Origin of the sequence: Ruegeria sp. Alg231-54 (assembly GCF_900143525.1) — a bacterium.
GTDB lineage: Bacteria > Pseudomonadota > Alphaproteobacteria > Rhodobacterales > Rhodobacteraceae > Ruegeria.
In genome coordinates, this window is sequence record NZ_FREZ01000004.1 from 30,542 (window position 1) to 45,376 (window position 14,835).

At 60.2% G+C, this 14,835-nt stretch carries 2 protein-coding genes and 2 pseudogenes; 3 read left to right on the forward strand and 1 reads right to left on the reverse strand.

Annotated features, from left to right (window positions below):
• Window positions 1-7: 7 nt before the first annotated feature.
• The 3 genes and pseudogenes from DHN12_RS09340 to DHN12_RS25215 form a co-directional block, all read left to right on the forward strand.
• Complete coding sequence (locus DHN12_RS09340) at window positions 8-13,015, forward strand: autotransporter outer membrane beta-barrel domain-containing protein (protein ID WP_108859959.1); 13,008 nt, start codon at window positions 8-10, stop codon at window positions 13,013-13,015.
• A gap of 18 nt (window positions 13,016-13,033) precedes the next feature.
• Window positions 13,034-13,513 carry an invasion associated locus B family protein gene (locus DHN12_RS09345; RefSeq protein ID WP_159090005.1) on the forward strand — a complete coding sequence of 160 codons (480 nt, stop codon included), beginning with the start codon at window positions 13,034-13,036 and terminating at the stop codon, window positions 13,511-13,513.
• A 205-nt stretch (window positions 13,514-13,718) separates the two neighbouring features.
• A pseudogene (locus tag DHN12_RS25215) lies at window positions 13,719-14,033 on the forward strand (IS481 family transposase); the annotation flags it as partial.
• A gap of 87 nt (window positions 14,034-14,120) precedes the next feature.
• On the opposite strand, the pseudogene DHN12_RS09355 reads toward DHN12_RS25215, so the two are convergent.
• Window positions 14,121-14,834 (reverse strand): annotated as a pseudogene (locus DHN12_RS09355) (integrase core domain-containing protein); the annotation flags it as partial.
• Between the last annotated feature and the right edge of the window lies 1 nt (window position 14,835).

The window sequence follows — 14,835 nt, forward strand, 5'->3', positions numbered from 1 at the left end:
GACAGGTATGGACACCACTGTCAGCGCACTGATTGTCGACCCGGCCTCGACGCCCACAGCCGGAACAACAGCATTTGTAGAGACAGCAGATGGCTACGTTTTCCTAGTCAAAGATGTCGGAGCAACAATCTACAATTCCGACAATCCTCCGCTAGCATTCGAAATTGTCTCCATTTCTGGAGCAACGGCTCAGATTAGCAATTCAGGGGCAACCGGAACGGCTGGCTTGTCCACTCAGTTGACCCTTTCGCAATACAATAGCAACTTTAATAGCTCTGGCACCCCGGGCGCAGTGACGCCGCCTGAAGACGTGTCAGGGCCAAACGGCGTGAACCAAGTTGTCTATGGTCAGGATGGCAGCAATGGTCGGGACGGCGCGTTGGTTGTACCGCCCAGCTCTGGCGGCAATGGCTCAACTGGACCGACGCAGACAAAGACCCTCAGTAGCGATGTCAACGCCACAAGCAACATGGGGTGGCAGGTCGGTAGCGTCGGTGGTGATGGTGGCAACGGCGGTGACTCATACCTTAGCTTCTGGGACGGGCGCGACGGCGGCGACGGCGGCAAGGGCGGCACCGTCAATGCAACGCAGTCCAGTAGTAGCACGATCCAAACCTCGGGCAACGACAATGACGGCATTTTCGCATTCAGCCGAAGCGGCAAGGCTGGGAATGGCGGCAGCGGTTTCGCCGCCCCAGGCGGCGGCACTGGCGGGCATTCGGCAGATGGAGGTAACGTAACCGTCACGCAGAGGGGTGTGATTTCAACGTCCGGAGACTCAGCCGATGGTATCTACGCACTGAGCGTTTCGAATAATGGTGGCAATGGCGGCTCGCAGTGGGGATTGGTGGGGGCCTCTGGTGACGGCGGGTTTGGCGGCAGCGGTGGAGCTGTAACCGTCAACACGACATCGACCGGCAGCATTTTGACAACCGGCGATTATGCGAACGGGATTTACGCCCAGTCGATTGGCGGGTCCGGCGGGTCTGCAGGCACCAGTGGCAACCTACTGGTGTCCTTGATTGGCGGTGCCGACAACGGCGGTAACGGTGGAACAGTCACGGTTTCTCATGCTGGCGCTATTGAAACACAGGGCGATTTCTCGCGCGGGATCGTGGCGCAGTCGATTGGCGGTGGCGGTGGTTCTGGCGGCGCAGGGGGCGGGTTGGTTGCGTTGTCTCTGGGTGGTGTCGGATCGAATGGCGGCAGCGGCAGCGCCGTCAGTGTGACGGTTCAGGGCAGCGGCAGCATTTTGACCTCGGGCAAGGGTGCCGATGGGGTCATGGCGCAGTCAATTGGCGGTAGCGGTGGTACTGGTGCGAATTCGTATGGTTTGGTCGCAATTGGTGGTACCGGGTCGCGCGGCGGCACAGGTGATGCGGTAAGCGTAAGCAACTACGGACAAATCCAGACCGGAGGCGACGGCGCGCGCGGCATCATTGCCCAGTCCATTGGTGGCGGCGGCGGCGATGGTGGCTCGTCCGCTGGTATGGTTTCCGTTGGCGGCAACGGCAGCGGCGGCGGTGCCGGTTCAACTGTGACCATCGTAAATGACGGGATCATTACAACGACTGGAGACGATGCGATGGGCATCCTGGCCCAGTCCATCGGCGGCGGTGGCGGCAATGGCGGTTCTTCCGGATCAGTTGGCGCCTTCGTGGGTGTGGCCATCGGTGGCGATGGCGGCTCCGGAGGTGAAGGCGGTGACGTGGATGTCACATTGTCAAACACCGACAGCAGTCAGCCATCGGCAATTCAAACTTCGGGCGACCGCTCGACCGGTGTGTTCGCGCAATCCGTCGGCGGCGGTGGCGGCAATGGCGGCGGTGCAGTGTCTGTGGCGGTTGGGGCCTTCGGCGCTGCATCGGTGTCGGTTGGTGGTTCCGCAGGAGATGGCGGCGACGGCGGCGATGTATCGATTAGCGGCAGCGGGTCGGCCTCAGTGCAGACCGGAGGCGACGACGCAATCGGCGTGATGCTGCAATCCGTTGGCGGCGGTGGTGGTAATGGCGGATACGCAGTTTCTGTTGCTGTTTCGGGCGGTCCGGTTTCGGGTTCACTGGCAGTTGGCGTCGGTGGCGACGGCGGCACGGGCGGTGAAGGCGGCACGGTCACTGTTGGTCAGTTCAACAGCAGCGGCGTTGCCATGGCTGCGGGTTTTGAGGGAACTATAGTTACAACTGGGAACCGTTCGACAGGTATGCTGTTCCAATCCGTTGGCGGCGGCGGCGGCAATGGCGGTTTGGCCGTGGCTGCAACCGGAGGCGCCTCTGCGCTGTTTTCCGGCAATGTCTCGATTGGAATTGGCGGTCAGGCCGGAAGTGCCGGCAACGGTGGTGATGTTCAGGTTTACACCAAGGCAGACATCACTACGACGGGAACCAATTCAAGCGCTCTGATCGCCCAGTCGGTTGGTGGTGGTGGCGGCAACGGCGGTGGCAGCATCGCGGCGGGCATCAGTGCAAGCGCCGGGGCAGCAGTTGGGATCAATGTGGGTGTTGGAGGCGATGGTGGTGGTGCCGGGATCGGTGGCGACGTCACTCTGATCGCCGGCGGGACAACAATTGAAACCAGCGGAGCGTTTTCCAGCGGCGTGGTCGCGCAGTCCGTTGGCGGCGGCGGCGGCAATGGCGGCTACAGTGTCGGAGCCAGCGCCGATATTGGCGGCGCGGCAGCTGGGTCCGTCAGCGTTGGCCTTGGCGGTAAAGCTGGCGGTGGCGGTGACGGCGGCGCAGTTACCGCTCAGGTTGACGCAGACGTCACAACGCGGGGTGATGACTCTGGAGGTGTTGTGGTTCAGTCCATCGGCGGCGGTGGCGGCAATGGCGGGTTTAGTGTTGCAGCCGGGCTGGCCGCAGGCGGTGCCGGTGCAGGAACCGTTGATGTCGGGCTTGGCGGCGATGGCGGCAGTGGCGGTATCGGCGGCAGTGTCACCGGTGTTCGTGTCAATGGTGACGTGAGCACCGAAGGTCTGCGCTCGACCGGCGTTGTGATTCAGTCGATTGGCGGCGGCGGTGGCAACGGTGGCTTCAACGTGACGGCCGGTGTGGCCGCAGGTGGCGCAGGCGCTGGTTCGATTGGTGTCGGACTTGGCGGCGGCGGTGCAACGGGCGGCAATGGTGGCGTGGTTGAAGGCCAGGTGGCGGGCAACGTTACTACGCTAGCGGACAATTCCAGCGGCGTTGTGTTCCAATCAATAGGCGGTGGCGGCGGCAATGGCGGCTTCAACGTGACGGCCGGGATCGCGGGTGCAGGTGCAGGCGGCGGAGCTGTGACAGTCGGTCTTGGCGGAGACGCGTCTGGCGGTGGCATTGGACAAACGGTGACCGCCCAGGTCAGCGGAACTGTTAGCACCGGCGGAGCAGATGCGACAGCTGTGCTGGCCCAATCCGTCGGCGGCGGCGGTGGCAATGGTGGCTTTAATGTCAGCGCCTCGCTGGCGGGCGCGGGTGTGGGCAGCGGTGCCGTTTCAGTAGGGCTGGGCGGCAGCGGCGGCACAGGTGCAACTGGTGGCACGGTAAATCTGACGACCACGGATGCAATCGTAACGGCCGGAGACAGGTCGTCCGGCGTGGTCGCCCAGTCGATTGGCGGCGGCGGTGGCAATGGTGGCTTCAACGTCTCAGGCACCGGCGCTGGGGCCGGTGTCGGGTCCGGCGCAGTTAGCGTGGGGCTTGGCGGCGACGGCGATGGCGGTGGTGATGGTGGCGCGGTCACTCTGACCTCCGGCGGGACAATCCTGACGCAGGGCAACTCGGCAACGGCGTTTCTGGCACAATCCATCGGTGGCGGCGGCGGCAACGGCGGGTTCAACGTCAGTGCTTCGGTCCAGGGATCTGGCGTTGGCGGTGGCGGAGTCTCGGTTGGCCTTGGCGGCGATGGCGCGGGCGGGGGTGATGGCAACACTGTCATCGCGACGTCCAACAATGCGGTTGAAACCCGTGGTAACCAGTCCTCGGGCGTAGTGGCGCAATCCATCGGCGGCGGCGGCGGCAATGGCGGGTTCAACGTCTCGCCGGTTCTGTCGGGTGCTGGTACCGGTAGTGGCGCGGTCAGCGTCGGGTTGGGCGGATCGGGTGATACGGGCGGCGATGGCGGCAACGTGACGCTGACCTCAAATGGCACTATTCTGACCGATGGCTTCGCTTCCAGCGGTTTTGTTGCGCAATCCCTTGGCGGCGGCGGTGGTAACGGCGGCTTTAACGTCTCGCCGACCTTGTCAGGCGCAGGCGTCGGGGCGGGTTCAGTCTCGGTTGGGCTGGGAGGCTCAGGCGGGGACGGAGGCGACGGCAGCCTGGTGACCGCGAGCACAACGGCCAACGTTGTGACCAAAGGCGATGCTTCAGTTGGTATTCTGGCACAGTCCGTTGGCGGTGGCGGCGGCAATGGTGGCTTCAACATTTCACCTGCATTGGCCGGTGCGGGCACCGGTTCAGGCGCGATCAGCGTCGGTCTGGGCGGATCTGGCGGTGGCGGTGGCACCGGTGGTGTCGTTGGTCTGACTGTTGCGAATAATGTGCAAACCGAAGGCGCGCAATCCAGCGCGGTTGTTGCCCAGTCCATCGGTGGCGGCGGCGGCAACGGCGGCTTTAATGTCTCTGCATCCGTCGGCGGTGCTGGAACTGGTTCTGGCGCAGCAGCCGTTGGGCTAGGTGGTCGGGGAACTGGCGGAGGTGATGCCTCAGCGGTAACAGCAAACGTGACGGGAAACCTTGTGACGTTGGGCGAAACCTCGACCGGTCTGCTGGCGCAATCCGTCGGCGGCGGTGGTGGTAATGGCGGAATGAACATCTCAGTCGCCGTTGCAGCGGCAGGTACGGGATCGGGTGGCGCATCCGTTGGTCTGGGCGGCGCATCTGGAACGGGTGGCGACGGAGGAACGGCTGAGGCCACTCTGAACGGCAACGTTTCGACCCAAGGGGACGAGTCCGGCGGTTTCATAGTTCAAAGCCTTGGCGGCGGAGGCGGTAACGGAGGGCTGAATGTCTCTGCGGCCGTGAATATTTCGGGCACCGGCGGCGGCGCTATTGGCGTTGGCATCGGTGGGTCTGGCGGTGACGGCGGTAGTGCAAGCACGGCTGCGGGCTCGGTTACCGGAGACGTAACCACAAGCGGCGATAACGCAACTGGGGTTTTGGTCCAGTCCGTCGGAGGCGGCGGCGGCAATGGCGGCGTCAACATTTCAGGCGCCCTCAGCATTGCGCGCACAGGGTCCGGTGCTGCGGGCATCGGAGTGGGCGGCTTTGGCGGTAGTGGCGGTACCAGTGGGGCCGTCGACAATACGTTCTCGGGCAATGTCAGCACTTCGGGCTCACGTTCGGCCGGAATTATTGCCCAAAGCCTCGGCGGCGGTGGCGGTAACGGTGCCACGAATATTTCCGGCGCGATTTCGGTGGCCAGCAACTATTCAGGTGGTCTCGGGATCGGCGTTGGTGGCTTTGGTGGCGATGGTGGTGATGCAAACAATGTCACGCAACAAGTCACTGGCAATGTTGTAACGACAGGAGACGACTCGGTCGGGATTCTGACGCAAAGCCTTGGTGGCGGCGGCGGCAATGGTGGCACCAACATTTCGGCCGCGTTGTCCCTGTCTCGATCGGCCAATGCGGCCGTGGGTATCGGAGTAGGCGGCTTTGGCGGCGGCGGCGCAAATGCCGGTGCCCTGGTTCAGTCGACTGTTACGGGCGGTGTTGGCACCGTCGGCGATCGCAGCACAGGTATTCTGACACAGAGCCTCGGTGGCGGTGGCGGCAATGGTGGCACGAATATCTCGGCCTCATTGGGCATCAGTCAGGAAAATGGTGGATCGGTCAGCCTTGGCGTTGGAGGCTTTGGTGGCGGCGCCGGCAACGCTGGCGAAGTGATCAGCACGTTGCGGTCCCGCACGGATGGAACCGCGACGACCTCGGTTGTCACAACCGGTGCTGACAGCATCGGTGTCATGGCGCAATCCGTTGGCGGCGGCGGCGGCAATGGCGGCCTCAACGTCTCGGGTGCCGTTAACCTGACAGGTAAATCCGGTGCGGCTGTTGCCTTGGGCCTTGGTGGTTTTGGCGGCGGCGGCGGCGATGCCGGGGCGGTAACACTGGATGTGGAAAGTAATGTAGTCACGGCTGGCGACGGGTCACATGGCGTATTGGCGCAGAGCCTCGGTGGCGGCGGCGGCACAGGCGGCGTGAATATCTCGGGCTCTCTGGCGCTGACAAAGCCCTCGGGGTCGGACACAATCTTTTCGGTCGCGGCTGGTGTTGGCGGCTTTGGCGGATCGGGTGGCGATGCCAGCAATGTTGATCTGGACTACACCGGCAATGTTCAGGCCGTTCCGATGGTCAGGCAACCCGACGGCACATTTGCCGTCGACCAAAGCAAAGGCGGCAGCGGTATCATCGCGCAGTCGCTGGGCGGTGGCGGTGGCAATGGCGGTACCAATGTCTCCGGCGGCATCGCGATCAGCGGCAAGCCGGGTGCGGGCCAAACGGACAGCAGTAAATCTTATGCAGTGGTCGTGGGCGTCGGTGGGTTCGGCGGTGGCGGCGGTGATGCCGGGAATGTCGATGTGAATATCGGTGCAGGCAGCACGATCAGGGCGCACGGAACCGGGCAATCCGGTCTGTTGGCTCAATCCCTTGGCGGCGGTGGCGGCAATGGCGGCCTGAATGTGTCGGGTGGTATCGTATCCGACAGCTCGTTGATTGTTGGTGTTGGGGGCTTCGCCGGTGACGGCGGCAAGGCAGGAGACGTCACTGTCATGTCGCAGGCTGACATCACAGTCACTACCAACCCGGACGATATCTCTATCCCCGATACGACAACATTCGAAGACAAGCTGCGCGATTTCCTCGGCGACACGATTGTTGACGACACCGAAGAGCTGGCCTCTTCCTTCGGGCTCGAACGTTTGTTCATCGATATGGGTGTCTTCAACGAAGAAAAACCGGATACCGATGGTTCAGCTGGTTTGATGGCACAGTCCATTGGCGGTGGCGGTGGTAACGGCGGTCTGAACGTTTCGGGCGGTATTGCGCTGAGCAAAGATGGCAAGATCCCTTCGGTTACCTTTGGCGTCGGCGGCTTTGGCGGCGACGGCAATGTTTCGGGTGATGTGACCGTGGACCACACCGGCACCGTTTCGGTGGCGGGTAACTGGAAGCACGGTGTTTTGGCACAGTCCATCGCCGGCGGTGGTGGCAACGGCGCGTTGAACGTGACCGGACAGCTGAACTATGGCGACTCTAACAACTCCGATGGTAAAACCGATCTGAGCATTGTGGGCGGTCTGGGTGGCCACGGCGGTACCGGCGCGGATGCTGGTGATGTTTCAGTTGCGCAATCTGGCAATATTTCGACAAATGGCTATCACGCGCGCGGTGTCTTTGCCCAAAGCATAGGCGGCGGCGGCGGCACCGGTGGGATTAATGCGACCTTCGTCGGCACGAAAGACAGCTCGCCAATTGCCATGGGTATCGGCGGCTTTGGCGGTGGCGGCGGCGATGCAGGCGATGTCACGGTCGCGCGTGGATCCGCGGTTGCGGCGGCGGGTACCATCACGACCGACGGGGCCGGTTCGCACGGGATCGAAGCCTCAAGCATTGGCGGCGGCGGCGGTGATGCCGGTATCAACGCGGTTGTGGGCATCAGTAAAACCACCGGAAGCAAGAGCAATGGCGGAACCGGCGATTCATCTGATCGGAAAACGCCTACCAATACAGGCGTCGATGACTCGGTGATCGCCAACTACAACGCCGTTCTCGATGAGTTGGAAGGCAAGGTGAACCCGGCCGACTCCTCCGGCAATAAAACCGGCGTGTCCGCTGTTATCGCCATCGGCGGTGATGCTGGAACGGCCGGGGACGGCGGCACCGTGGATATCGACCACTACGGCGATATCGTGACGCTGCAGGACGGTAGTCACGGGGTCTTTGGCCAGTCCATTGGTGGAGGCGGCGGCAACGCGGCTTTGAACCTTGGTATGACCTACGAACTGGCCTCAGACGCGACCAACAAGGGCTTTGGCTTGGCAATCGGTGGCGGTACGGGTGAGGGTGGTATCGGCGGTTCGGTTGATGTTCGCAATACCGGGGACATCACGACCAGCGGCGCAGACTCTCATGGTCTGTTCGCTCAATCTGTTGGAGGCGGCGGCGGCAATGCGGGCTACAACTCTGCCTCGACATCCGTAGATGGCGGCAACGTGAACATTCAAATCGGTCGGACCGGTGGCACCGGAGGAAGCGGCGGCGATGTCTATGCAAGCTCGAACGGCATCGTTCGCACTGCTGGTAACCGCTCATATGGTTTCTTCGCTCAGTCCATCGGCAACGGCGGCGGCAATTCGTCTTCGACATCAGTCAGCATAGGTACGCCCAAGACCGGCGACAGCAAGGGCAACAAAGCCAGCTTGTCAGTCGGGCTTGAAGGAGGCACTGGTGGCGAAGCGGGCGATGTGACGGCGGTTGTTGCAGGTACAATCGTCACAGAGGGGACGGATGCTCACGCCGTGTTTGCCCAGTCCGTCGGTGGTGGCGGTGGCAATGGTGGCAAGGCCAGCAATTCAGCCGGTAAGGGTACGTCTGTTGCGCTTTCCATTGGCGGCACGGGCGGCACAGGTGGCGTAGGCGGCAAAGTCGACGTGTCCAACACTGCACGAATTGCGACCTTAGGTGATCGTTCAGGTGGTTTGATGGCGCAATCCATCGGTGGTGCGGGTGGCACCGGCGGCATGGTTCAGGCGGGTCAATCGAACCTCGACACCATCAAAGCCGTGGTCAATCCGTCGACGGTCGGGACGACTATTTCGGTTAACATCGGTGGCACAGGCGGCGACGGCATGACTTCGGATACCGTGACTGTCGTCAGCGATGGGATCATCACGACCGAGGGCACGATGGCTCATGGCATCTTCGCTCAGTCCGTTGGCGGCGGTGGCGGTATGGGTGGTCTGGTTGAAAATAGGATCATCAGCCTGCGCAAAGATATCGGGAACACAGCGACTCTGTCCATTGGTGGCAATGGCGGAACCGGAGCAATGTCTGCAGCGGTTTCCGTCACAAATCGGGACCTAATCCAGACGACGGGTGCCAAGTCCATTGGCATCTACGCGCAGTCCGTCGGCGGCGGGGGTGGCGATGCGCAACAGGTGCGCAACATCATTCTGGGCCGGTCCTCGGACGGGGCAACGACAAATGCAATTCTGATTGGTGGCACAGGTGGCACTGGCGGGTCTGGCAGCACGGTAACTGTCGTCAATGAAGCTGATGCCACTATCCGCACAACCGGTAAGGAGAGCCATGGCATCCTTGCGCAGTCCATCGGTGGCGGCGGCGGCAATGGTGGCTCTACGATCTCGGTCGACGGGCGCTATGGCGGGGCTGAGGCCAGCACGCGGCGGGCACTACAATTCGGTCTTGGCGGATCGGGTGGTACTGGGGGCACGGGCGGCAACGTCCTGGTGACCAATGCAGGGACGATCGTGACAACTGGTGAAGGTGCGCATGGTATCTTCGCCCAATCCATCGGTGGTGGTGGTGGTAATGGTGGCAGTTCCATCACTGGGACGCTGCGACTGAAGACGGGCGATAGCAGTTCTCCGACCGCGCAGTTGAATATTGGCGGTTCCGGAGGCAGCGGCAACATCGCCGGCAACGTGGTCGTAACAAGCAGCGGTGACATCCGGGTTGATGGCGCGGGTGCATACGGCATCATGGCGCAATCCGTTGGCGGCGGTGGCGGCAATGGCGGGCTGGCCGTTGCGATGGATGTAAATGACCTCAAGAACACCATGACCGGCAAGTCCTACTCGAAGATCGCAATTGGCGGTTCGGGCGGGGATGGCGCAGATGGTGGAGACGTCACGGTCAACCATACAGGCGCGATTGTCGTGAATGCAGAAAACGGGTTTGGCATCTTTGCGCAATCTGTTGGCGGCGGCGGCGGAAACGCCGGATATTCAGTGTCATCCCCGCTGGTTTCGGCATTGGATTACACGGTGTCGCAACTGCTTGGTGCGCGCGAGGGTGCCACTGGGTCGGTTGGAACCGTTACCGTCAATTCGACAGGGGACATTCTTGTGAATGGTTCAGGTAGCGAGGCTATTTTCGCTCAGTCCGTGAATGGCGGTGGTGGTAATTCCGAAACATCAGTCGATTTCACCACCGAAACTGCCAGTGCCGGAGGAACCGGCACTTCCTATATCAGCGACATCTCTTTGGGTGGCGATGAAGTTTCAGACATGGCTGGCAGTCAGGTTGCGCAATCACATACCGGCAATATCGCGACGACAAGCGACCGCTCGACCGGCTTGATGCTGCAGAGCATTGGCGGCGGTGGTGGTACATCCACTAACAATATCAATATTCAGGACGGTGACGGTATCGACATCACAGCACGTTTGGGTGCGATTAACACGGATGACGCCAGTGGCGGCGACGTGAATGGCAGCCGGACCGGAGATGTGGGCACTGACGGCGCGTTTTCCACTGCCGGTGCAGCGCAGTCTATCGGAGGCGGCGGTGGTAAACTTGTGCTGAACAGCACAGGCGCGGCGGATCCAAACAAAGCGGCGTCGGTGATCCTGGGTTCCGACCCAAGTTTCCGCAATGACGGCGGTGATATCGACCTCTCTCTGGACGGAGTCGTTACCACTACGGGTGATCGGTCATTTGGTCAGAGTGTCCAAAGCATTGGCGCGGGTGGCGGCGAGGTCGTTGTCGCTGGACTAGGACGTTTGGATGTAACTTTGGGTGCGCAAGACGATTCAACCGGTGACGGCGGAACCGTTGATCTTACCAATATCGGGGGCATCACCACCAGCGGTTCCGGGTCTCATGGTTTCGTAATCCAAAGTATAGGCGGCGGCGGCGGCCTCGTCTCTACAGATTTGGATGCAAGCCAAATCACCGTGAATCTCTCGCCTGCTAATGGCGGTGACGGTGGTGACATTACGTTCACCCAAAACGGTAATATCGTCACCACCGGCGAAAACGCGATTGGCGTTGTGGCGCAGTCGCTCGGCGGTGGCGGAGGCATGGTGGATTCGGTCTTCCGTGGATCCGCAGGCGGTGTCGGGTCCGGTGGCACCATCGACATGGCGCTGAACGGTAATATCCTGTCCGTGGGCGAAGGCGGTATCGGTGTTCTGGCCCAATCCGAGGGGCGCGACGGAGCGGGTGCAATCACACTTGGCTTCGATGGCGTCGTCATGGGCGGGACTGGGCAAGCAGACGCAGTTGCATCAATCGTCGTGGACGGCGGCGCGAACAACGTGCTGACTTTGTCCAAAGACACAGTGCTTCTCTCCGGGAACAACCAATTGGTGAATGGCGGAGACGGTAATGACCAGATCTCGCTTGCGGGTGACGCCTTGGGCAATCTGGACCTTGGAGCGGGTACCAACGGTCTGACTGTCGAGGAAGGGGGCGCCTTTTATGCGCTGGACACGATCAATCTGGGCGCTGCTGGGTTGATGCAAGTGAATGGCGACTTTATTTTGGGGGCGAACTGGGGTCTGAATACGGACATGACACCGACCGTTAAGTCGGGTGACTTTGTCTTTACCGGAAACGTCAGCCAGACCACGAACCTGACTGGAAGCCTGGCCTTTGGTGCGACGGCGTCCTCGACCTTCGACGCATATTTCCTGACAACGGGTGCATCGGGTGGCAATAGCGATCTGGTCAATGTCAACGGTGACGCCACTATGGGCGGCACCTTGACACCACAGCTCAATACGCTTCAGCGGGCGTTGCCTCTGGTCATCGTCAACCCGAATGGAACAGCTGCGGATGCGGGCACGACGATTCAGGACACAGTAGTGTTGGATTACTCGATTGGCTTGAACGGCTCGACATCGGACGGCAGTTCGATTGATCTGGTGATAACTCCGGACTATTCGACCGCGAATATGAACGCGAACGAAGCGGCTGTTGGTGATTACATCAATCAGGTGCTGAACGGGCAGGGTTCGGCGGCGCAAGGTGAGTTGTTCGCCCTGATCGGGAACATGACCTCCGAAGCTGACGTTATCGCGGCAATTGGTGCATTCACTGTGGCCGATTATGCCGCGGATGCGGTAGATGCCTACTACGGTACCCGGGTATTCGCAGACGCACTGCATAATTGCGAGCGGTTTACCGATTACCAAGCCGGAGACGATCCACGCAATTGTGTCTGGTTCTCCGGAGGAAGGTCTTTCTACGACCGCGAGCAGACTGGTATCTACGATGAGTTGGACATCAACAATACCAACCTGTCTGCCGGTGTCCGTTTGCCGGTTGGGGATGAGCTCTATGCTGGTTTCGCGTTGGGTCACGACCAAATAAGCCTTCGGAATGGATCGCAGTACAATGCGACCGGTGACCGGTTCAATCTGGGTGCTTCGCTGACCAAATACACCGGCCCGTGGGAGTTCGCGGCCATGCTGTCAGCCGGTTGGTCAGACTATGACTCCGACCGGTCGGGTGGGATCAGTGGTGTGCTGCCCAACGGAAATGTGGTTAACACCGTTGGCGTCAGTTCGATCAAGCACAAGATGAACCAGCAAAACCTGCGGTTGAGTTTTGCCTATGATCACAGATTTGCCGGTGGCAGTTCCTATCTGCGACCCGAGATCGCTGTTGATGCCACCCGTCTGGCGACGGAAAGCAACGGCGATGCAACCCTTTCGGGGATCGTCCTGCAGGATGATAGCGAGATGATCTATTCCCTGACCCCATCGCTTGAGATCGGGACAGAACAGATCCTCAGCGCCTCTCAAAAACTACGCGTAAGCTTCCGCGCCGGCGCCATCATCTCGTCGAACGACACAGTTTCAGTAAGCGCCGGTTTTGCAGGCGCAAGCGCAGCCGATGGCGGGTTTACAAATACCAGCTTTATCGGAGACGCCCATGGGCTGGTTTCGGCGCGATTGGGGCTGTTTGCGTTGGATGACAGCAGCTTTATCAATCTAAGCCTCGACCATATGTTCGGGGACTCAACCAAGGCTCTCCAAGTTGGTCTGGGCCTTGGGCTACAATTTTAAGCAATGAGGGACTACAGTATGAAAATTTGGCTTAGCGCACTAGGGGCCTCATTGGGTTTGGCACACCCTCTTGCCGCGCAAGAGAACGGCACGCTCCCGTGGTCGGTAAATTGTGGAAATCCGGGCAACGGAACCGAGCTGGTCTGTGAAATGACCCAAAGCATTGTTTTGACCGAAAACAATCAGAGGCTGACTTCTATTGCGTTCGTAAAGCCTGCGGGAAAAGCTGAGACCGAAACCGTGCTGACCTTGCCGTTTGGCCTGCTATTTTCCGAGGGGCTGATCGCGAAAGTCGATGACGTCGAAGTTGCGCGTCTGGAGTTTCTGACTTGCGAGGCTCAAGGCTGCTTTTCCCGTTCCCTCGTCTCGTCCGAATGGATGTCTGCGTTGCGGATTGGTAACCAATTGGTGATCGAAAGTAAAAATACCGCAGGAGACCCGATCTCCTTTGGTTTTGATCTGACGGGGTTCAGCAGGGTATCTGATCTTTTGCCATGACGGCTGTTTTGAGCATGGCCGTCTTTCGAGGTGTTGTCACGTTAGCTCCGCGCCAACAAAGAAGCCGTGATGTCCGCATTTCAAGTGGCTCTAGTTGTTTTATCCCGGGGATTGCTCATGTGATCTTTTCGTTGGAATGTGAGGCGGCACTAGGGGACAAGTTCGTCATGGTCGCGCCAAGACCACGCACGCGGTAAGAACAGCAATACAGCGATTTCGTCGTTGTCTCGGGGAACTGGGCATCAATCCCAAGACAGTTGCTAAGTGGCGCAAGCGACAGACTGTCGAGGATCAGAAGGCCGGCCCTAAAAAGCCACGTTCAACCGTTTTCAGCGAAGATGAAGACGCAATGGTTTAGCGTCCTGGCGGCGCACCCTGTTGCATTAGACGATTGTCTATATGCTTACAGCCGTCGATCCCGCACCTGACCCGCCCCTCTCTGCGTCGTTGTCGTCAGCGGCATAGCATTTCACGGCTGCCCGATATGAGAGGTGACAAACCCAAGCGTCAGACGTTCAAACGACGAGCCCAAGCGCCGCTTGCTGGAGCTTTGTTGAGTGTCTTGTTTAAAATTTTTCCGCCACGCTGATACAAAAAGAGCGTGAAGCTAGGCGTTAAGTCCCGGCATCTGGTGGATTGGATTGACGATGAATCGATCTGGTCCTGAAGTCCAGATTTTGCAGATGTATTCGCATGGCGTGAGATCGCTTAGTGCCTTCAAACGACGGGCGTAGTTGTAGGCATCGAGGAAGTCGGCCAAGTGCGGGCGAAGCTGGTCGTGGTTTTCGTAGTGATACCGCTTGACGGTTGCGTCCTTGATGGTGCGGTTCATGCGTTCGACCTGACCGTTGGTCCATGGGTGGTTCGGCTTTGTCAGACGATGTTCAACCCCGTTGACCTCGCAGATCATGTCGAACCGCATCGGCCTGGAATAGATAGTGTTCCGGTTCCGGGGTTGCTCTGCGAACTGGATGCCGTTGTCAGTCTAGATGGTGTGGATACGGTAGGGCACCGCTTCCAGAGGGTGCTCCAGAAACTCCCAAGCCGTCTTTCTGTTTGCCTTTTCTACCAGTCGGGCCACGGTGAACTTGCTGGTTCGGTCAATGGCTACAAAGAGAAAGAGCTTGCCGTCGGCGGTCCGGAGTTCGGCGATGTCGATATGAAAATAGCCGATTGGATACCGCTTGAACTTCTGCCGCTTCGGCTTGTCCCCATCCATATCAGGCAGTCGTGAGATGCCGTGTCGCTGCAAACAACGATGCAATGAAGATCGTGTAAGATGAGGAATGGAGGGCTGTAGAGCATATAGGGCACTGAATAAA

Bases quoted from the DNA above. Each gene is read 5' to 3' on its own strand.
- DHN12_RS09340 (WP_108859959.1), top strand. From the start codon at position 8: ATGGACACCACTGTCAGCGCACTGATTGTCGACCCGGCCTCGACGCCC.
- DHN12_RS09345 (WP_159090005.1), top strand. From the start codon at position 13,034: ATGAAAATTTGGCTTAGCGCACTAGGGGCCTCATTGGGTTTGGCACAC.